Genomic DNA, 20,357 nt, shown 5'->3' with positions numbered 1-20,357 from the left:
ACAGCGTTCAACCAAAACCCAGGAAGTACCCATGAAGAAGTCCCTGCTGTCCGTCCTTGCAATCGGCGCCTTCGCCGCCCTGGCCGGCTGCTCCACCCCGAGCCAGATCACCCTCAACGACGGCCGCGAATTCCAGACCACCGACGCCCCAGAATACGACGCCGATTCGGGCTTCTACGAGTTCGAGCAACTGGACGGCAAACGCACCCGCGTCAACAAGGACCAGGTGCGCAGCATCAAGGATCTGTAATCACAGGCCCCGCGACACAAAAAAGGCGATCCATCCGGATCGCCTTTTTTGTTTACTTGACCACTTTGAGGCTGGGCCGGCCACTCGGGCGCGGTGGCTCGGGCGGGCCATCGTCATCCGGCTCGACGCTTTCGTCGTCCAGATCGTCGCCGCCCATCAACGGCGGCTCCAGCTCGAACACCATGCCCTGGCCATTCTCCCGGGCATAGATGCCCAGGATCGCGCCCACCGGCACGAACAGCGAATGGGCCACACCACTGAAGCGACCTTCGAAGCTCACGGCGTCGTTATCCATGTGCAGGCTGCGCACGGCATTGGGGGAGATGTTCAGGACGATCTGGCCGTCACTGGCGAATCCCTGGGGAACCTGGACAGCCGGATATTCAGCGTTGACCAGCATGTGGGGGGTGCAATCGTTGTCGACGATCCACTCGTACAGCGCTCGAACCAGATAGGGGCGACTGGAGTTCATCAACGGCTCCTTAAAGCTTGCGCATTTCAAGTTCTGCAGCGGACAGGCTCGCCTGGAAAGGCTCGCGGGCAAACTGCCGCTCCATGTAATCCAATAGCGGCTTGGCCTGCCGCGGCAATTCGATACCCATGACCGGCAACCGCCACAATATGGGTAATAGACAACAATCGACCAGGCTTTGCTCCTCACTCATGAAGCAGGAGAACTCGCCGAACAACGGCGACACGCCTGTCAGGCTTTCGCGCAGCGCCTTGCGCGCCTCGGCACGCGCCGCATCCGTGCTGCGCGGGTCGAGGATGGTGTCCGCCAACACGCACCAGTCGCGCTGGATACGATGCATCAGCAAGCGGCTGTTGCCCCGGGCCACCGGGTAGACCGGCATCAAGGGCGGGTGCGGGTAACGTTCCTCGAGGTACTCCATCACCACGCTGGGCTCGTAGAGCGCCAGGTCACGATCGACCAGCGTCGGCACACTGCCGTAAGGGTTCACTTCGACCAGCTTGGGCGGCAGACGACCGGGGTCGACGTCGACAATCTGTACACTGACGCCCTTCTCGGCGAGAACAAGGCGTACCCGATGAGAATAATGATCAGCGGGGTCGGAATAGCAGGCTAACCTGTTGGTTGCGCCCATGTAGCGCCTCCTCGCATGGGGATGCTTGTGAAACTCCAAATGCAAACGCGCCCTGGAGGACCCCGACGCAATCGCGAAGGGGCGCCCCAGGGCGCGTTCAACTACCAGAAACTACTGCGTGATCAGTGCACGTCCTTCCAGTATTCGCGCTTGAGCAAGTAGGCGAACACGAAGAAGAAAGCCAGGTACAGCAACACATAGGTACCGATGCGCTGGCTTTCCAGTTTGACCGGGTTGGCCGAATAGGCCAGGAAGGTCACCAGGTTCTTGACCTTCTCGTCGAACTGCTCGGTCGTCAGGGTACCGGAATTCGGCTCGATGGTCAGCTGGTCACAGGCTTCATGGGTCAATGGGCTGCCGGTCAGCGGGTCGAATTGTTTCTTGCCGTCGACCACAGTCTGCACTTGCTTGCAGCCGATCACCTGGTTGCCTTGCAAGCCCACCAGCACGTTAGGCATGCCGACGTTCGGGAACACCTTGTTGTTCACCCCATAAGGACGCGACTTGTCCTCATAGAAGCTGCGCAGGTAGGTGTACAGCCAGTCAGTGCCGCGCACGCGGGCGACCAGGGTGAGGTCCGGCGGCGCCGCACCGAACCAGGTCTTGGCATCGTCGGGCTGCATGCCGATCTTCATGTGGTCGCCAATCTTGGCCCCGGTGAACACCAGCTTCTCGAGCATCAGCTCGTGCGGGATGTCCAGGTCGTCGGCGACCCGCTCGTAACGCTGGAACTTGGCGCTATGGCACCCCATGCAATAGTTGGCGAAGGTACGCGCACCGTCCTGCATGGCGGCCTTGTCGGTGAGGTCGATATCGACCTTGTCCAGCACCGGGCCGTGCTCGCTGGCGGCAAAGGACAAGGCGGGCATCACTGCCAGGAACAATACTGCTATTAGCTTTTTCATCAGCCAGTCACCCTTTCCGGAACCGGTTTGGTCTTCTCGAGCCTGGTGTAGAACGGCATCAGGAGGAAGTAGGCGAAATACAGCACGGTGCAGACCTGCGACAGCAAGGTCCGACCCGGCGTCGGCGCCAGTACGCCCAGCACACCCAGGATCATGAAGGCCACGCAGAACACGAGCAGGAAGATCTTGCTCAGCCAGCCCTTGTAGCGCATGGAGCGCACGGGGCTGCGGTCAAGCCAGGGCAACACGAACAGTACGGCAATGGCGGCGCCCATGGCGATGACGCCGAACAACTTGTCAGGGACGGCACGCAGGATCGCGTAGAACGGCGTGAAGTACCATACCGGCGCGATGTGCTCGGGGGTCTTGAACGCGTTCGCCTGCTCGAAGTTCGGTTTCTCCAGGAAGTAGCCACCCATTTCAGGGAAGAAGAACACCACGGCGCAGAACACGAACAGGAACACCACCACCCCGACGATATCCTTCACGGTGTAGTACGGGTGGAAAGGAATGCCATCGAGCGGCACGCCGTTCTCGTCCTTGTTCTTCTTGATGTCGACGCCATCGGGGTTGTTGGAACCCACCTCATGCAGCGCCAGGATGTGCAGCACCACCAGGCCCAGGATGACGATCGGCAAGGCGATCACGTGCAGGGCGAAGAAGCGGTTCAGGGTGATGCCCGAGATCAGGTAGTCACCACGGATCCACTGGGTCAGGTCGTCGCCGATCACCGGAATGGCACCGAACAGCGAGATGATCACCTGTGCGCCCCAGTAGGACATCTGGCCCCAGGGCAGCAGGTAGCCCATGAACGCCTCGGCCATCAGTGCCAGGTAGATCAGCATGCCGAACAGCCAGACCAGCTCGCGCGGCTTCTGGTACGAGCCATAGAGCAGCCCGCGGAACATGTGCAGGTACACCACGATGAAGAACGCCGAAGCACCGGTGGAATGCAGGTAGCGCAGGATCCAGCCGTACTCCACGTCGCGCATGATGTATTCGACCGAGGCGAACGCCTCTTCGGCCGACGGCGTGAAACTCATGGTCAGCCAGACGCCAGTGACGATCTGGTTGACCAGCACCAACAAGGCCAGGGAGCCGAAGAAGTAGAAGAAGTTGAAGTTCTTGGGCGCGTAATACTTGCTCAGGTGGTCTTCCCACATCTTGGTAGCGGGGAAGCGAGCATCAATCCAGTCCATGAACTTGCTCATCATGCGTTCTCCTGATCGACGCCGATGACGATGATGTCATCCGACTCGTACGAGTGCGGAGGCACTGGCAGGTTGAGAGGTGCCGGCTGCGCCTTGTAGACGCGACCAGCCAGGTCGTAGTGCGAACCGTGGCAAGGGCAGAAGTAGCCCCCCACCCATTTCGGCCCCAGGTCGGCGGGCGCCACTTCAGGACGGAACGTGGGCGAGCAGCCCAGGTGGGTGCATAGACCGACCAGCACGAGGATCTCGGGTTTGATGGCGCGGTTCTGCGGATCGACATAGGTCGGCTGCACCGACGACTTGGACTCGGGGTCGGACAAATCCCCGGTGATCTTCTTCAGGTTGCCGAGGATCTCCTCGGTTCGTCGCACAATGAAAACAGGTTGCCCCCGCCACTCAGCCACCATCTGCTGACCCGGCTCGACCTTGGCGATATTGACCTTCACCGGTGCACCTGCGGCTTTCGCCTTGGCACTGGGGAACCATGACCCCACGAACGGTACCGCAGCCCCCACTGCCCCCGCTGCGCCTACCACGGATGTGGCGGCTACGAGGAAGCGGCGCCGGCCTGCGTTGACGCCGTCATTGCTCATTCAGTCCTCTCCCATCAGCTGCTTTGGCCTGTTGGATCAGGCATCTACTTAGTAATGTCTGTGGCACTAAAAATTGGCCGCAATGGTAAGGAACAAGTCCACACACTGACAAGGTGATTACCCCCCGGTCGGGCTGCAACCCTCGCTTTGCTTGATCTGTGTCTATGCGGCAAGTCGTCACTGACATGCTGACAGGTTAGTTCAAGACATAAAAAAAGCCCGGTTCCAAATATGGAACCGGGCTTTTTTTCGACTGCCGAAGCGGTATTAACGCTTGGAGTACTGAGGACGCTTACGCGCTTTACGCAGACCCACTTTCTTACGCTCGACTTCACGAGCGTCGCGGGTGACGTAGCCAGCACGACGCAGGGCGCCACGCAGGGTTTCGTCGTATTCCATCAGCGCACGGGTGATACCGTGACGGATCGCACCGGCCTGACCGCTGACACCACCACCGGCGACGGTGACGTAGATGTCGAACTTCTCGACGGTCTCGGTCAGCTCCAGCGGCTGGCGAACAACCATGCGAGCGGTTTCGCGGCCGAAGAAGGTGTCCAGAGGACGGTTGTTGATGGAGATGTTACCAGTACCCGGACGCAGGAAAACGCGAGCGGTTGCGGTCTTGCGACGGCCAGTGCCGTAATTTTGAGTCGCCGACATAATGAACTATCCCGTTAGATCTTCAGTTCTTGAGGCTGCTGAGCAGTGTGAGGGTGAGCAGCACCCGCGTACACTTTCAGCTTGCGGTACATGTCGCGACCCAGCGGGTTCTTCGGCAGCATGCCTTTGACCGCAGTTTCGATAACACGCTCAGGGGCTTTGTCGATCAGCTTCTCGAAGCTGATTTCCTTGATGCCGCCTGGGAAACCGGAGTGGGAGTAGTACATCTTGTCCGAAGTCTTGGCACCAGTGACACGTACCTGCTCGGCGTTGATGACGACGATGTAGTCGCCGGTGTCAACGTGAGGGGTGTATTCTGGCTTGTGCTTGCCACGCAGGCGACGAGCGATTTCGGTAGCCAGACGACCCAGGGTCTGACCAGCGGCGTCAACTACGTACCAGTCGCGCTTTACTGTTTCCGGTTTAGCAGTAAAAGTTTTCATTCTCTAAAGCCTCAGAGGCCGCCCAGCGAAAAATAGACGGCGAATCTTACTGGATAGTGCACAGCTTGCCAAGGGCAAGCGCGCAGCCGCACACGGACGCTATTGGGGGCTCGGGTCGGCGCGTCCAATGTTCGACAAGGGTTCCTCCTGCATGGTGGTGCATCACTTCCGCCACACGGAGAGGGGCAGAATTATCCAGATTGCGCAAAAAATTTCAACCTGATTTGATGGCTTCATTTGCAAGGAGACGATGCCTGATGGAATACCGCCAGCTCGGCCGTACCGACCTCAACGTCAGCGCCCTGTGCCTGGGGACCATGACCTGGGGCGAGCAGAACGACGAGGCCGAAGCCTTCGCCCAGATCGCCCTGGCCAAGGCCAGTGGGGTCAATTTCATCGATACCGCCGAGATGTACCCGGTGCCCCCGCGCCCGGAAACCTACGCTGCCACCGAGCGCATCATCGGCAACTGGTTCCGCCGCCATGGCGATCGCGACGACTGGGTCCTGGCCAGCAAAGTGGCCGGCCCAGGCAACGGCATCAGCCATATCCGCGATGGCCAGCTCAAGCACAACCGCCAGCACATCGTCGCCGCCCTGGACGAGAGCCTGCGCCGCCTGCACACCGATCGCATCGACCTGTACCAGCTGCACTGGCCCGAGCGCAGCACCAACTTCTTCGGCAAGCTCGGCTACCAGCACCTGCCGCACGACCACTTCACGCCGCTGGAAGAAACCTTGGAAGTGCTCGACGAGCAGGTGCGCGCGGGCAAGATACGCCACATCGGCCTGTCCAATGAAACGCCCTGGGGCACGATGAAGTTCCTGCACCTGGCCGAAACCCGCGGGTGGCCGCGAGCAGTGTCGATCCAGAACCCCTACAACCTGCTCAACCGCAGCTTCGAGGTGGGCCTTGCGGAAGTGGCGATCCGTGAACAGTGCGGGCTGTTGGCCTATTCGCCTCTGGCGTTCGGCATGCTCTCGGGCAAGTACGAAGACGGTGCCCGGCCGGAGCGTGCGCGTCTGACCCTGTTCAGCCGCTTCGCCCGCTACTCCAACCCGCAGACCGTGGCGGCCTGCAGCCGCTACGTACAACTGGCCCGGGCCCATGGCCTGGACCCGGCGCAGATGGCCTTGGCGTTCGTGACCCGCCAACCGTTCGTGACCAGCAATATCCTCGGCGCCACCAGCGTGGAGCAATTGCAGAGCAACCTGGACAGCCTGGCCCTGACCCTCAGCGACGAACTGCTCGCGGCCATCGAGGCGATCCATCAGGAGCAGCCCAACCCGGCGCCTTGAGCGCAGCCCCGTACCGCCCTCTTCGCGGGTAAACCCGCTCCCACTGGGCCTCGCTGCCCTTCTGGCCTGTCGGGCACTTGTGGGAGCGGGTATATCCGCCAAGGAACCCGCGCGGTATGCCAGGGTAGACACAACCGCCAAAAAATAAGACGATCCAGCCGGTGATTGACCACTCTACCCTATAAGAACAATGACAATGATGTTCACCCAACCCTCCGCGTCGCTGCGGCGCGTCAGCATCCTGGCCATCGACAAGGTGTTCGCTTCGACCCTCATGCAGGCCAAGGACTTCTTCCACCTGGCCAGCCTGCGCTACAGCAAGCAATTGGGCCTGGGCCTGCAACCGATGTTCGACATCAGCCTGGTGAGCCCGGACGCCAAACCCGTGGACAGTTTCAGCAACGTGCAGGTGCCGGTCGATGGTGGCCTGGGTGATGCCGACGTGATCATTCTCCCGGCGTTCTGGGAAGACTTCGACATCTTGCAGCAACGCTACCCGCAGGTCCTGCCGTGGTTGCGCGAACAGCACGCCCGCGGCGCCGTGCTGTGTGGCGAGGCCAGTGGCGTGTTCTGGCTCGCCGAGGCCGGCCTGCTCGACGGCAAGGAGGCGACCACCTACTGGCGCTTCTTCAACAGCTTCGCCGAGCGCTTCCCGAACGTGCGCCTGAACCAGGACAAGCACCTGACCGATGCCGACAACCTTTACTGCGCAGGCGGCTCCACCTCGGCGTGCGATCTGTACATCTACCTGATCGAGCGTTTCTGCGGCGCCAACGTCGCCCGCGCCGTGGCACGTGACATTCTCTACGAGGTCCAGCGCAGCTATACCCCGGGGCGCATGGGTTTCGGCGGGCAGAAGCTGCACCAGGACCTGATCATCCTGCAGATCCAGCACTGGCTGGAGGAGCACTTCGCCGACAAGTTCCGGTTCGAGGACGTGGCGCGCAACCACGGCATGAGCATTCGCAACTTCATGCGTCGCTTCCAGAGCGCCACCGGTGACAAGCCCCTGCACTACCTGCAGCGCCTGCGCATCGAGACGGCCAAGGGCTTGCTCTCGAGCACCCGCAAGAGCATCAAGACCATCAGCTACGAAGTGGGCTATGACGATGCCAGCTTCTTTGCGCGGTTGTTCCGCCAGCATACCGAACTGTCGCCGAACCAGTATCGGCAGCAGTTCATGCAGGAAGCCTGAAACAAAAAAGGCCGCTTCGCCCCCCAATCGCCGGCCAGCCGGCTCCCACAAGACCCGCGCAGATCGTGGGAGCAACTGTCTTGATCTTTTTGCCCTGGCTCAATCGCCGGCAAGCCGGCTTCCACAAGACCCGCGCAGATCTTGTGGGAGCAACTGTCTTGATCTTTTTGCCCTGGCTCAATCGCCGGCAAGCCGGCTTCCACAAGACCCGCGCAGATCTTGTGGGAGCAACTGTCTTGATTTTTTTGCCCTGGTTCAATCGCCGGCAAGCCGGCTCCCACAGGCTCTGAAAACAGCACAGGACAGGTGGGAGCCGGCTTGCCGGCGATTGGCCGCGAAGCGGCCCCTTTCACCCAATCAAGGCTTGTGCGCGCGGGACAGGAACTCGTGGGACTGCATCTCCAGCAGGCGGCTCAAGGTGCGCTGGAACTCGAAGCTCAGACGCCCGCCCGTGTACAGGTCCTTGAGCTCCACCTCTGCCGAGATGATCAGCTTCACGTTCCGGTCGTAGAACTCGTCGACCATGTTGATGAAACGGCGGGCGATATCGTCGGTGGTCACCCCCATCTGCTCGACATTGCTCAGCAGCACGGCATGGAAGATCTTGCCCAGCTCGATGTAGTCGTTCTGGCTGCGCGGGCCGTCGCACAGGGCGCGGAAGTCGAACCAGGCAACGTCGTCGCAGGTGCGGATGGCCTGGATCTCGCGGTTCTCGATCACCAGCACGTCGTTCTCGACCGCCTGGGTGCACTCGGGTGTCAATGCCCGGAAGCTCTGGCGCAGGCTCTCGTGAGCGGCATCGTCGAGCGGGTAGTGATACAGCTCGGCCTGCTCCAGGTGGCGCAAGCGATAGTCGACGCCGCTGTCGACGTTGACCACTTCGGTGTTCTGCTTGATCAGGGCGATGGCCGGCAGGAAGCGCGCGCGTTGCAGGCCGTCCTTGTACAGGCCATCGGGGACGATGTTGGACGTCGCCACCAGGGTCACGCCGTTCTTGAACAGCTCTTCCATCAAGGTGCCGAGGATCATGGCATCGGTGATGTCGGAAACGAAGAACTCGTCGAAGCAGATCACCTTGGCTTCCTCGGAGAAGCGCTTGGCGATAATGGTCAGCGGGTTCTTCTCGCCCTTGAGGGTCTTCATTTCTTCGTGCACACGCTTCATGAAGCGGTGGAAGTGCGTACGCATCTTCTGCTTGAAGGGCAACGCCTCGAAGAAGGTGTCGACCAGGTAGGTCTTGCCTCGCCCTACCCCACCCCAGAAGTACAGGCCCTTGACCGGCGCCTGTTCCTTCCTGCCGAACAGCTTGCCGAACACGCCCGGCTTGTTGTTCTGCGCCGCCAGCAGGTCGTCGTACAGGCGCTGCAGGTGACGCACCGCAGTTTCCTGCGCCGCATCATGGAAGAAGTCGGGACGTTTCAGATCTGCTTGATATCGTTCGAGGGGCGTCATGATTCGTTAGCGAGGCAACAAAAAACGGGCCGTCACTGTAGCGACAGGCCCGCATAATGGCAATTGGCGTTGCGGCGAATTGCCTCAGCCCTGCTGCGGCGCCAAGGCCTCGTGCAGGCTCTGGATGGCCGAATCACGGGCCTCGACGCTATCGAACTGCGGCCCGTCGGCAACCTGCTCGCCGTTCAGCCAGAGCGAGAAACCCAGCCCTTCGACGCGCACATCGGCGTCACCGCCCTGCTGCAGCTGCTTGCTCACGGCGCCGGCGCTCTTGCCATCGGCGAAGCGGCGCGAAAGCAGCAATTGCTCGCCATCGGCGGCCAGCAGGCGGAAGCGGAAGCTGCCGTCTTCATCACGGAAGCTGACGAAGCGGGCGCTCTTGGCAGCCTTCTTTTTCACTTCGGTGGACACCTGCACGGCGGTGCGGAAGGAACGCAGGCCAACAGCTTCGCGCAGCTGCTCGAGGAACGGCGTGGCGATCTTGCGGGCCTTGGCGGCACCAGCCAGGAGAATGTCTTCCAGGTCCGAAGGGCGAGCGATCAGCTGGTGGTACTGCTCGCGAGGCCCGGCCAGCTGGCCGTCGAGCAACTGGAACAGGCGCTGCTTGGCCTCGCCCCAACCCAGGCCCTGCAGCAGCTCTTCGCGGAACTCGGCCGACTGCGCCGGGGTGGAGAAGGCCTGGAACAGGGTGAACAGGTGGGAGGTGTCCGGATCCTTCGGCTCGCCCGGGGCACGGGAATCGGTGACGATGCGGGAGATGGCATCCTTCATGTCCTTGGCGCTGGTGAACAACGGGATGGTGTTGTCATAGCTTTTGGACATCTTGCGGCCATCCAGGCCCGGCAGGGTGGCCACGCTTTCCTCGATCACAGCCTCCGGCAGGGCGAAGAAGTCCTTGCCCTGGCCGAACAGGTGGTTGAAGCGCTGGCCGATGTCGCGGGCCATCTCCACGTGCTGAATCTGGTCGCGGCCAACCGGCACCTTGTGGGCATTGAACATCAGGATGTCGGCGGCCATCAGCACCGGGTAGCTGAACAGCCCCATGGTCACGCCGGCGTCCGGGTCTTCGCCGGCCTCGACGTTCTTGTCCACGGAGGCCTTGTAGGCATGGGCGCGGTTGAGCAGGCCCTTGGCGGCCACGCAGGTCAGGAGCCAGGTCAGCTCGGGGATCTCGGGGATATCGGACTGGCGGTAGAAGGTGACCTTGGCTGGGTCCAGGCCGCCGGCCAGCCAGGTGGCGGCGATTTCCAGGCGCGAGCGCTGGATACGCAGCGGGTCGTCGCACTTGATCAGGGCGTGGTAGTCGGCCAGGAAGTAGAACGAGTCGGCGCCGGGCTGCTGGCTGGCGAGGATCGCCGGGCGGATGGCGCCGGCGTAGTTGCCCAGGTGCGGGGTGCCGGTGGTGGTGATACCGGTGAGGATGCGCGTAGTCATGGGTTATCGCTTGATCAGGCTTGGCTCAGTTCGAAAGACGCGGCAGCACCAGATCCTTCAGATCGGTCAGCTTGCCATGGAAGAAGTGTCCGCATTCTGCCACTTTCAGCAGCTCATGGGGGCGCGGCAGCTTGTCGGACCAGTCGTATACCAGCTGTGGGTCGACGACTTCGTCGGTTTCCGGCTGCACCACGGTCAGCGGGCAACGCTGGGGCAGCGGGAACTGCTCGCTCAGGCGCATCACGGCCGGGGCAATCATGAACAGATGCTGCAGCTCGACGGCATCGACCTCCAGGCGACCGGCCAGGCTGGCGGCGACGAAACCGCCGAACGAGAAGCCCATCAGCACCAGCGGCAGGCCAGGATGCTTGGCACGCAACCAGGTGGCGGCGGCCTCGGCATCGGCGACTTCGCCGGCGCCCATGTCATGGCTGCCAGCACTCTGGCCCACGCCACGGTAGTTGAAGCGCAAGGTGATGTAGCCGGCATCGCGGGCAGTGCGCTGCAGGGTCGAGACCACCTTGTTGAGCATGGTACCGCCCTGCACCGGGTTCGGGTGGCAGATCAGCACCGCACCGCGGGCATCGGCCACATCCAGGTACAAGGCTTCCAGCTGGCCGCAGGGACCATCGATGAACAAGGGGGTTTCGCGGATAAGCAAGGCACAACTCCGTGACCTCGGGAAGGGTCGACTCGTCTAGCTGAAGAATTCTGTTCTGATTTGCGATCGCTCGCGGTATACAGCGCAGGTCTGAGCCGTTAACGTAAAGCAAAGCCGTTTATAGAGGAAGGACTCGTGGAACTCTCGCTCCTTGTTTGGTTGTTGCCGACCCTGGCCCTCGTCGTCGGCGTGGTGGTCGGCTTCGTCGTGGCCCGCCTGCTGCCCAACGCAGCGCCCAGCAATACCCAGCGCCAGCTGGATGATATCCAGCAGCGTTTCGACAATTACCAGAATGAAGTGGTCACCCACTTCAACAGCACTGCAGCCCTGGTCAAGAAACTGACCCAGAGCTACCAGGACGTACAGGACCACCTGGCCGACGGTGCCAACCGCCTGGCCCTGGATGACCTGACCCGCCAGCGCCTGCTGGCCGCGCTGCACTCTGAAGCCGCGCAGGGCCCACGTGACCGCCTGACCCCGCCGAAGGACACCGCCGAGGTACCACGCGACTACGCGCCCAAGGCACCGAACTCGCCGGGCATGCTCGACGAGAGCTACGGGCTCAAGCGCTGAACATCGAAAAGGCCTCGCAAGAGGCCTTTTTCATGGATGCCGCCGGGCGGGCTACGCCCTCGCCTCAGCAATACCAGGGAGCCATACGCTCGCCCACTCCATACCGCTCCCTCGCCTGCGCCAGCACCTCCTCACTCAACCGCCCCTGCCCGACCAGGCTGTACAACGCTCCCATCACCACGCTGTACCGGTCCACCTCGAAGAAGCGCCGCAATTGCGGGCGGGTGTCGCTACGCCCGAAGCCGTCGGTGCCGAGGGTCATATAGGGCGCCTGTACATATTCGGCAATCAACTGCGGCCAGGCCCGCGCATAGTCGCTGGCCGCGACCACGGGCGCATCACCGGCCAGGCAACGGCTTACATGGCTTTCCTGCCCACCGCCGTGCCCACGTACCGACGCACGCTGCGCATCCCGCGCCTCGCGGGCCAGTTCGCTGTAGCTGGTCACGCTGAACACCTCGCTGTCGACCTGCCATTCGGTGGCCAACAGCTCACTGGCGGCGACGACCTCGCGCAGGATCGCACCCGAGCCCAGCAGCCGCACCGTGCCACGCGACTGCAGCGCGTGCTGGCTGGCGAACAGGTACATGCCGCGCAACACATCCGCATGCTTGCCCTCGGGGAGCGAAGGCTGTGGGTAGTTTTCGTTCATCACCGCCACGTAATGGAACTCGTCCTGCTGTTCCACCAGCATGCGCCGGGCGGCATGGTCGAGGATCACCGCCAGCTCACCGGCAAAGCAGGGGTCCCAGGCTCGGCAATTGGGGACCAGCGCCGCCATCACCAGGCTCGAACCGTCTTGGTGCTGCAGCCCTTCGCCACCCAAGGTGGTACGCCCGGCCGTGGCGCCCAGCAACAGGCCGCGGGCACGCTGGTCCGCGGCCGCCCAGATCAGGTCGCCGACCCGCTGGAAGCCGAACATCGAATAGTAGATGTACACCGGCAGCATGGGCTCGCCATGCACCGCATAGGACGTTGCCGCAGCCACCCACGAGGAAATCGCCCCAGCTTCGGTGATGCCCTCCTCCAACAACTGACCGTCCCTGGCTTCCCGGTAGGTCAGCAGGGAACCTGCATCCTCCGGCTCATAACGTTGCCCGCAGGACGAGTAGATGCCGATCTGCCGGAACAGGCTGGCCATGCCGAAGGTACGCGCCTCGTCCGCGACGATGGGCACTACCCGCGGCCCCAACCCTGGCGCCTTCAGCCAATGCCCAAGCAGGCGCACCGCCGCCATGGTGGTGGACATCTCCTTGCCCTGGGCCTGCAGGGCGAAGTCGCCGAAGGTTGCCAGGTCAGGCACCGGCAGTCGGGGGCAATCGCTGCGCCGTACAGGCAAAGGCCCACCGAGAGCCGCACGGCGCTGGTGCAGGTACAGCATTTCCGGGCTGTCGTCGGCCGGGCGATAGAAGCGCAACTGCGCCACCGCTTCGTCCGATAACGGCAGGTGGAAGCGATCACGAAACGCCAGCAGCGCCTGGACATCCAGCTTCTTGGCCTGGTGCGCGGTCATCCTTGATTCGCCGGCACTGCTCATGCCGTAGCCCTTCTTGGTCTTGGCCAGGATCACCGTTGGCCGGCCCTTGCAGGCCTTGGCCGCAGCGTAGGCCGCATGCAACTTGCGAAAATCGTGGCCACCCCGTTTGAGGGCGTTGATCTGCTCGGCGCTCATGTGCGCCACCAGCCGCTGCAGGGCCGGGTGCTGGTTGAAGAAGTGCTCGAGGTTGTAGGTGCCGTCCTTGGCGCCGAGGGTCTGATACTGCCCATCCGGCGTCGCGGCCAGCTGGCGCAGCAGCACGTGCTCATGGTCGCGGGCGAACAGCGGGTCCCATTCCGAGCCCCAGAGCACCTTGATCACATTCCAGCCGGCGCCACTGAACAGTGCCTCGAGTTCCTGGATGATCTGGCCGTTGCCGCGTACCGGGCCATCCAGCCGCTGCAGGTTGCAGTTGACGATGAAGGTCAGGTTGTCCAGCCCCTCCCGCACCGCCAGGGTCAAGCCGGCGATGGATTCCGGCTCGTCCATCTCGCCGTCTCCGAACACGCCCCAGACATGCCGCGAGTCTGTGTCGGCCAGGCCGCGATGCTGCAGGTAGCGCATGAAGCGCGCCTGGTAGATTGCATTGAGCGGGCCGATGCCCATGGAGCCGGTGGGAAATTGCCAGAAATCGGGCATCAGCCAGGGGTGTGGATAGGAGCACAGGCCAGTGCCAGTGACCTCCTGGCGATAGTTGGCCAGTTGCGCCTCGCTCAGGCGCCCTTCGAGAAAGGCACGCGCATAGATGCCCGGTGCCGAATGGGGCTGGAAGAACACCAGATCGCCGGTGCGCTGTTCTCCACCGCCTTCGCCGCGGAAGAAATGCTGGAAGCCGACCTCGAAGATCTCCGCAGCCGAAGCGTAGCTGGCGATATGCCCGCCCAGGTCCCCATAGGCGTGATTGGCTCGCACCACCATGGCCAGGGCGTTCCAGCGCAGGATGCCGGTGATGCGTTCGTCCAGTTCCAGATCACCGGGATAGGCGCCCTGCTGCTCCACCGGCAAGGTGTTGCGGTAGGCGGAAAACGGCAGGGCATCGCGCGCCAGGCCCAGCGCCAGGGCATGGCTCTGCAGGCGCTGCAACAAGTAGCGTGCCCGCGCCGGGCCGCAATGGGCCAGCGTGGATTCGAGTGCATCGCACCATTCAGCCGTTTCGGCCGGGTCGCTGTCCAGATCGACATCTTGAGCCGAGGATGGCTCGTTCGGGTTGATCATTGCCACCATCGGGTGTCCCCTTCGCAGAACAAACGCATCACTGTCTGATTTCGCGGTCCCTGTAGGAGCGGGCTTGTCCCGCGAAGCCCTTGCCAGGCAACCGCGATGGCAAGACCAGCCCAATCGCGGGGCAGGCCCGCTCCCACAGCGTTCAGCGTTGCCCCGAGAAAGCACAGGCCTTCAACGCCTGGGCGATATCGGCGACCAGGTCCTCGATGTCCTCCAGGCCCACCGACAGGCGCACCAGGCCTTCGGAAATGCCATGGTGGGCGCGCTCCTGCGGCGTATAACTGGAATGGGTCATGCTCGCCGGGTGCTGGGCCAACGACTCGGCGTCGCCCAGGCTCACGGCGCGGCTGAACAGTTGCAGCGCATTCATGAACCGCCGCCCCGCCTCGATGCCGCCTTTGAGTTCGAAGGCGATCATCCCGCCGGGCAGGCGCATCTGCCGCTGGGCCAGCGCATGCTGAGGGAAGCTGGGCAAGCCTGGATAGTGGATCAGTTCCACCTGGGGCTGGCGCGCCAGGTACTCGGCCAGTTGCTGGGCATTGCTGCAATGGCGCTCCATGCGCAGGGTCAGGGTCTTCATGCCGCGCATCAGCAGCGAGGCATCATGGGGCGAGAGCACCGCACCGGTCATGTCCTTGAGACCTTCCAGGCGGATCCGGTCGATCAACGCCTTGCGCCCTACCACCAGGCCTGCCGTGATATCGCCATGGCCGCTCAGGTACTTGGTGGCCGAATGCACCACCAGGTCGGCGCCGAGCTCCAGCGGGCGTTGCAGGTAGGGCGTGCAATAGGTGTTGTCGACCACGATGTGGATGTCATGCCCGCGCACCGCGTCGGCCACGGCCGCGATATCGACCAACTGCATGTTGGGGTTGGCCGGGCTTTCGAAATAGATCATCCGGGTTTTCGCCGTGATGGCCGCCTTCAGGGAGTTTTCGTCGTTGAGGTCGACGTGGCGGATCTTCACGCCGAACTCACCGATGCCGTGGTGCAGGTAGGCGAAGGTGCAGCCATACAAGGTGCGCCCCACAATCAGCTCGTCGCCCGGACGCAGCAAGGTCCATAGCGTCGAGGTGATGGCGCCCATCCCCGAGGCCAGCGCCAAGCCCGCCTCGCCGCCTTCCAGTGACGCCATGCGCTGCTCGAGCAAGGCCAGGGTCGGGTTGGAGATGCGGCTGTAGAAATGCCCGCTCTCCTCTCCGGCGAAACAGGCAGCACCGTACTCGACAGTCGGGAAGGCATAGGTCGCGGTCTGGTATACCGGCGGCACCAGTGCGCCGCCATGGGACAACGGGTCGTAACCATGGTGGATGGCCCGCGTGGAAAAACCGGTCTTGTTATCGCAGTCGCGCATGGCAACAGCCTCTGGTGGTTTGTTATAAGCTTATGCCACCAGGCGGCGGGTATTTTTCCAAAATCGCCCACTCACCTGCAGGTTTTCTGGAATAAAAACAACAATCATGACATCGGGAGGGCAAGAAATGCCTTCGACCCTGGACCGCACCGACCGCGCCCTGCTCGCGGCCCTGCAAGACAACGCCCGCCTCACCGTCGCCGAACTGGCCGACCAGGTTTCCCTGACCACCTCGCCCTGCTGGCGGCGCGTGAAGCTTCTAGAGGACAACGGCTATATCACCGGCTACCAGGCCATCCTTTCGCCCAAGTCACTGGGCTTCGGCGTCACGGCCTTCGTCAGCATCATGATGGATTCGCACACCAAGGAGATGGCCCTGGCATTCGAAAAGCGATTGCTGGAGATCCCGGAGATCGTGTCTTGCCACAACATCTCTGGGCGGTATGACTTTCTGCTGGAGATATTGGCGCGGGATTTGGAGTCGTTTGGGGAGTTCACCCGGGAAGTGTTGCAGCGGTTGCCGGGGGTGAAGGAGATCTATTCGAGTTTTTCGTATAAGGCGGTGAAGGAGCGGCGGGTGATCCCAGTGTCGGAGCAGCATATATAAATTCGAAAATCAATTTAAGCCAATACATCCAACAAAGGCGGAAATCGAGAGGTGCCTCGATGCCCGCCCAAAATACCGCATCAACATGCTATTAGAATTCAAACACCCATTTTTTAGTAAGAAACCATACGTCTGCCATCCAAATAACAGCGCTTTTTTTCTTCAAGCACTAGATTTCCATCCTGACGGTAACATTTCCCACTAAACACATAGAAAAACCCTACCCATGCAAGAAACCAATAAGTGATAGCGTGCATCTGATCCATATCAGATCGGAACTTAATCATGGAAAAAGCTGCGCCACACCGCCTATTGGCATCCTTACGAAGCTCGTTAAAAACGGAAAAATGCTGCCATATGACAAGACTCGGACTCGTCACAGCCACTTTTTTGATATCAGCCTGTGGCTCAGGACGACCTTATCTATTACAGGACAATGACGAGCGACGTTTCAAATGCCACATGGATCCACTCATGCAACAGTGCGCGGAAATTCAAGATTTCGATCGACATCTTGAAGACATAAAAAACAAAAAATCAAACTAAGATAGGTTCGGCGTGATGGATTTTGAATAGGGGCAATCTTGATGAGTCGCCGGTTACACAGCGGCATCAGAACAATAGACCTGAACCTTGATCAGAGCCCCCACCATGGCGGGGTGCTCTGCATCAGCGGAACAAGAGGGTCATTGCCCGCATCCAACCCGACTCACGGCTTGCGCCAGGAGTGGCCGCCCTCGTCATCGCCACCACGGCGGAGGTCGATAATGCCCTGCTGAATTGCTGCTTTCATGGTCATGCTCCTTGTGCAAAAGCTGGCGGCGTTGCCAGCTTGGGTAGCATGCCGGTGGTAGCGACCGGGATGCAGCATGCAGCGATTCCTGGATTGGTTTGTGAGCCGGAGGCCGGTGCTGCGTTGTCTAGGCAGCCGCAATCGCAGGGCAAGCTGCTCCCACAGGATCGGCGCTACGCGCCTGTTCTCGGCCTAACAGCGCAGCCCGGCTCGCGGGACGTCAATGATGAGCGGCCTGGGCCTTTTCCAGCACTTCGATACGCTGGTTCAGCTCACGTACCGATTCGATCAGCGGGCCCACCAGCTTCTCGTAGTCGACCGTCAGCAGGCCATCCTTCTCATGCACCAGCTCGGGGTACACCTCTTTCACATTCTGCGCAACGACGCCGATGTCCTCGCGCCCCGATTCCTTCCACTTGAAGCGCACACCTTGGATCTTGGTCAAGGTGTTGGTCGAGTCCGACAGGGTCTCGACGTTGGTCTTCAAACGCTCATCGCTGAACGGGCAGCACTTGGCGCCGAGGTCGGCGTAGGCAGTGCTTGCAACGGTACCGGAAAGAGCGAGTAGCGCGATGGAGACGACTTTCTTGAGGGTCATGAATTTTCCTACACGGATTGTTTATTTGCCGCACAACGATGCCGCAGCGAGGCAACGCGCAAAAGTTGGCTTTTCAACAACACCCTGGGGAAAACAGCCAAATGCAAAAAAGAAAAGGTTCTTCACGGAAAGCCGGGGAAGAGTGGCTGCGATTTGCATGTCGGGGAGATAGGATGAGGGCTTCCAGATGCATGCCTTGGGATTTAAGGTGATGCACAGATCGAGCGCCGCCCGCGCGGCGCATCGCGAGCTGCGCTCGCTCCTACGCTTGTTTCGGGCCAGTCCATCCTGTGGGTTTTTCGCGCGGACGCTTTGGCGCCAGACGCGAGATTGTGTCGTACGAACCAAGCGGTCGCGCGCACCTGTCACAGGCGTTACTGGCCGTAAACAAACGTAGGAGCGAGCGCAGCTCGCGATGCGCCGCGCGGGCGGCGCTCGATCGGATAGGCGCTGAACCTCTCACGACGAACACCCGCCCCCTGACACATCCTCAAAGCCCCATAAAAAAAAGAAAACCCCGCCGAAGCGGGGTTTTCCATTGACGCATCGCAGATCAGATCGCGCCGCGTTTGCGCAGCACGTCCAGCACCTGCTTGACGCCTTCTTCGACGCTGGTGACCTGGGTGTCGATCACCAGGTCCGCGTCCAGCGGCACATCGTACGGGAAGCTTTCGCCCGGGATGTTGTCGCCACCAGCAGCGTACAGGCCTTGCGGGTCGCGCTCACGGCAGGCGATCGGCGATGCCTGCACGTAGACGGTGACCAGGCGCTCCTTGCCGATCAGTGCCTTGGCCTGCTCGCGGCCTTCGGCGTCCGGCGCCACGAAGGCGGCCAGGGTCAGCATGCCGGCTTCGTTGAACTGGCGCGCCACATGGGCGGCACGACGCCAGTTCTCGGTACGGCCGGCGCGGTCCTGCGGCAGGCCCTTGTTCAGGTCATGGCGCAGGTTCTGGCCGTCGAGCACGTATACCGCACGGCCCATGTCGAACAACTTGCGCTCCACGGCATAGGCCAGGGTGCTCTTGCCCGCGCCGGACAGGCCGCTGAACAGCACGGTGGCCGGCTGCTGGCCGAAGCGCAGGGCACGTTCCTCGGTGGAGACGTGCGCCAGCTTGCCATGGTGGCCGGTGCTGCCGTGCGGCAATACGGGCGGCGCGATGATCATGCCGGCGCCGACGGTGCCGTTGGTCAGGCGGTCGATGACGATGAACGCGCCGGTGGTGCGGTTGCTGTCGTAACCGTCCAGGGCGATAGCGGCGTCCAGGCTGACCTTGACGCGGCCGATCTCGTTCAGTTGCAGCGCACTGGCAGCGCCCTGCTCCAGGGTATTCACATCCACCTTGTGGGTGATGCTGGCGATAGAGCCCGGCACGTAGCTGGTGGCGCGCTTGATGTCGTACTTCTTGCCCGGCAGCATCGGCTCCTCGGCCATCCACACCAGCATGGCGTCGAACTGGTCGGTCACCGGTGGGACGTTGTCGGCATGCACCAGCAGGTCGCCACGGGAAATGTCGATCTCGTCTTCCATGGTCAGGGTCACGGCCTGGCCTGGCCCTGCGTTTTCCAGCTCGCCTTCGAAGGTGACGATGGACTTGACCCGGCTGCTCTTGCCCGACGGCAGCACGACCACTTCGTCACCCTTGTGCACGATGCCGCTGGCGATGGTGCCGGCAAAACCGCGGAAGTTCAGGTTCGGACGGTTGACGTACTGCACCGGGAAGCGCAGGTCGGTGAAGTTGCGATCGGCCGCCACTTCCACGGTCTCGAGGATCTCCATCAGCGCAGGGCCGGTGTACCAGGGCGAACGCTCGCTGCGGTTGACCACGTTGTCGCCCTTGAGCGCCGACATCGGCACGAAGTGCAGGCTCGATGGCTTGAGGTTGATGCCTTCGGCGAACTTCAGGTAGTCGGCTTTAATCGACTCGAAGACCTGCTCGTCGAAGTTTTTCAGGTCCATCTTGTTGACCGCGACCACGATGTGCTTGATGCCCAGCAACGAGGCGATGAAGCTGTGCCGGCGGGTCTGGGTCTGCACGCCGTAGCGGGCATCGACCAGGATGATCGCCAGGTCGCAGGTCGAGGCGCCGGTGGCCATGTTGCGGGTGTACTGCTCGTGGCCCGGGGTGTCGGCGATGATGAACTTGCGCTTGGCGGTGGAGAAATAGCGGTAGGCGACATCGATGGTGATGCCCTGCTCGCGCTCGGCCTGAAGGCCATCGACCAGCAGCGCCAGGTCCACGTCCTCGCCGGTGGTGCCGACTTTCTTGGAGTCGCGGGTGATGGCCTCGAGGTGGTCCTCGTAGATCATCTTGGAGTCGTGCAGCAGGCGCCCGATCAGGGTGCTCTTGCCGTCATCCACGTTGCCGCAGGTGAGGAAACGCAGCAGTTCTTTGCGCTCGTGCTGAGCCAGATAAGCGACGATGTCTTCGCTGATCAAATCGGATTGGTGCGACATGGAGTAAC

General features: G+C 61.9%; 20 protein-coding genes. 5 read left to right on the top strand and 15 right to left on the bottom strand.

From position 1 onward, the window contains the following. The first annotated feature begins 31 nt into the window (after nt 1–31). Nucleotides 32–250 carry a YgdI/YgdR family lipoprotein gene (locus tag ACXHGZ_RS03040; RefSeq protein WP_084857259.1) on the top strand — a complete coding sequence of 73 codons (219 nt, stop codon included), beginning with the start codon at nt 32–34 and terminating at the stop codon, nt 248–250. A 52-nt stretch (nt 251–302) separates the two neighbouring features. Here the strand turns inward: ACXHGZ_RS03040 and ACXHGZ_RS03035 are convergent, their stop codons facing one another. The 7 genes from ACXHGZ_RS03035 to rplM all read right to left on the bottom strand — a co-directional run bounded on the left by ACXHGZ_RS03035 (nt 303) and on the right by rplM (nt 5,168). After that, complete coding sequence (locus tag ACXHGZ_RS03035; RefSeq protein ID WP_084857257.1) at nt 303–722, bottom strand: ClpXP protease specificity-enhancing factor; 420 nt, start codon at nt 720–722, stop codon at nt 303–305. Between the two features lie 10 nt (nt 723–732). Continuing rightward, a complete protein-coding gene (locus ACXHGZ_RS03030; RefSeq protein WP_480462305.1) occupies nt 733–1,356 on the bottom strand; it encodes a glutathione S-transferase N-terminal domain-containing protein in 624 nt (207 codons plus the stop codon). A gap of 122 nt (nt 1,357–1,478) precedes the next feature. Next, a complete protein-coding gene (locus ACXHGZ_RS03025) occupies nt 1,479–2,261 on the bottom strand; it encodes a cytochrome c1 (RefSeq protein ID WP_084857253.1) in 783 nt (260 codons plus the stop codon). Then, on the bottom strand, nt 2,261–3,472 hold the full coding sequence (locus ACXHGZ_RS03020) for a cytochrome b (RefSeq protein WP_084857251.1): 1,212 nt from the start codon (nt 3,470–3,472) through the stop codon (nt 2,261–2,263). Before ACXHGZ_RS03020 ends, ACXHGZ_RS03025 begins: the two co-directional genes overlap by 1 nt. Continuing rightward, the gene (gene petA / locus ACXHGZ_RS03015) at nt 3,472–4,065 is read right to left on the bottom strand and encodes a ubiquinol-cytochrome c reductase iron-sulfur subunit (RefSeq protein ID WP_084857248.1); all 594 of its coding nucleotides are present in this window, start codon (nt 4,063–4,065) and stop codon (nt 3,472–3,474) included. Before petA ends, ACXHGZ_RS03020 begins: the two co-directional genes overlap by 1 nt. A gap of 267 nt (nt 4,066–4,332) precedes the next feature. Next, nucleotides 4,333–4,725 carry a 30S ribosomal protein S9 gene (gene rpsI / locus ACXHGZ_RS03010; protein WP_054893989.1) on the bottom strand — a complete coding sequence of 131 codons (393 nt, stop codon included), beginning with the start codon at nt 4,723–4,725 and terminating at the stop codon, nt 4,333–4,335. 14 nt (nt 4,726–4,739) lie between these two features. Next, a complete protein-coding gene (gene rplM, locus ACXHGZ_RS03005; RefSeq protein ID WP_043207468.1) occupies nt 4,740–5,168 on the bottom strand; it encodes a 50S ribosomal protein L13 in 429 nt (142 codons plus the stop codon). A gap of 257 nt (nt 5,169–5,425) precedes the next feature. Between rplM and ACXHGZ_RS03000 the strand changes: the two genes are divergently transcribed. Together ACXHGZ_RS03000 and ACXHGZ_RS02995 are read left to right on the top strand one after the other, a co-directional pair. Continuing rightward, nucleotides 5,426–6,466, top strand: a complete 1,041-nt coding sequence (locus ACXHGZ_RS03000; RefSeq protein ID WP_084857246.1) for an NADP(H)-dependent aldo-keto reductase — start codon at nt 5,426–5,428, stop codon at nt 6,464–6,466. Between the two features lie 298 nt (nt 6,467–6,764). After that, nucleotides 6,765–7,661 (top strand): GlxA family transcriptional regulator, encoded by an 897-nt coding sequence (locus tag ACXHGZ_RS02995; protein ID WP_172403018.1) that lies wholly within the window; start codon nt 6,765–6,767, stop codon nt 7,659–7,661. Nucleotides 7,662–8,018: 357 nt separating this feature from the next. Here ACXHGZ_RS02995 and zapE read toward each other — a convergent pair whose 3' ends face one another. The 3 genes from zapE to ACXHGZ_RS02980 all read right to left on the bottom strand — a co-directional run bounded on the left by zapE (nt 8,019) and on the right by ACXHGZ_RS02980 (nt 11,208). After that, nucleotides 8,019–9,113: a cell division protein ZapE gene (gene zapE, locus ACXHGZ_RS02990; RefSeq protein WP_084857244.1), complete on the bottom strand. Its 1,095-nt coding sequence runs from the start codon at nt 9,111–9,113 to the stop codon at nt 8,019–8,021. An 84-nt stretch (nt 9,114–9,197) separates the two neighbouring features. Beyond that, on the bottom strand, nt 9,198–10,547 hold the full coding sequence (locus ACXHGZ_RS02985; protein WP_084857242.1) for a tryptophan--tRNA ligase: 1,350 nt from the start codon (nt 10,545–10,547) through the stop codon (nt 9,198–9,200). Between the two features lie 25 nt (nt 10,548–10,572). Further along, entirely contained in the window at nt 10,573–11,208 is a 636-nt protein-coding gene (locus tag ACXHGZ_RS02980) for an alpha/beta hydrolase (RefSeq protein ID WP_084857239.1), read from the bottom strand. Nucleotides 11,209–11,343: 135 nt separating this feature from the next. Between ACXHGZ_RS02980 and ACXHGZ_RS02975 the strand changes: the two genes are divergently transcribed. Then, complete coding sequence (locus ACXHGZ_RS02975) at nt 11,344–11,781, top strand: Z-ring associated ZapG family protein (protein WP_084857237.1); 438 nt, start codon at nt 11,344–11,346, stop codon at nt 11,779–11,781. 64 nt (nt 11,782–11,845) lie between these two features. On the opposite strand, the gene mdeB is transcribed toward ACXHGZ_RS02975, so the two are convergent. Next, complete coding sequence (gene mdeB, locus ACXHGZ_RS02970) at nt 11,846–14,542, bottom strand: alpha-ketoglutarate dehydrogenase (RefSeq protein WP_465001744.1); 2,697 nt, start codon at nt 14,540–14,542, stop codon at nt 11,846–11,848. 142 nt (nt 14,543–14,684) lie between these two features. Then, nucleotides 14,685–15,896: a methionine gamma-lyase gene (locus tag ACXHGZ_RS02965; protein WP_480462302.1), complete on the bottom strand. Its 1,212-nt coding sequence runs from the start codon at nt 15,894–15,896 to the stop codon at nt 14,685–14,687. Nucleotides 15,897–16,023: 127 nt separating this feature from the next. Here ACXHGZ_RS02965 and ACXHGZ_RS02960 point away from each other — a divergent pair, with 127 nt between their 5' ends. Continuing rightward, nucleotides 16,024–16,503 carry an Lrp/AsnC family transcriptional regulator gene (locus ACXHGZ_RS02960; RefSeq protein WP_480462301.1) on the top strand — a complete coding sequence of 160 codons (480 nt, stop codon included), beginning with the start codon at nt 16,024–16,026 and terminating at the stop codon, nt 16,501–16,503. A 709-nt stretch (nt 16,504–17,212) separates the two neighbouring features. Here the strand turns inward: ACXHGZ_RS02960 and ACXHGZ_RS02955 are convergent. From ACXHGZ_RS02955 to cysN, 3 genes are all read right to left on the bottom strand, one after another. After that, on the bottom strand, nt 17,213–17,374 hold the full coding sequence (locus ACXHGZ_RS02955) for a hypothetical protein (protein ID WP_480462300.1): 162 nt from the start codon (nt 17,372–17,374) through the stop codon (nt 17,213–17,215). Between the two features lie 142 nt (nt 17,375–17,516). Next, complete coding sequence (locus tag ACXHGZ_RS02950) at nt 17,517–17,894, bottom strand: tail fiber domain-containing protein (protein ID WP_480462298.1); 378 nt, start codon at nt 17,892–17,894, stop codon at nt 17,517–17,519. A gap of 553 nt (nt 17,895–18,447) precedes the next feature. Beyond that, nucleotides 18,448–20,349 (bottom strand): sulfate adenylyltransferase subunit CysN, encoded by a 1,902-nt coding sequence (cysN, locus tag ACXHGZ_RS02945; RefSeq protein ID WP_480462297.1) that lies wholly within the window; start codon nt 20,347–20,349, stop codon nt 18,448–18,450. Nucleotides 20,350–20,357: the final 8 nt, after the last annotated feature.

It is taken from the genome of Pseudomonas shiyinii, assembly GCF_056725765.1.
Note: the sequence above shows the minus strand (reverse complement) of the source record. Positions and strands in the feature narration are given on the sequence as shown.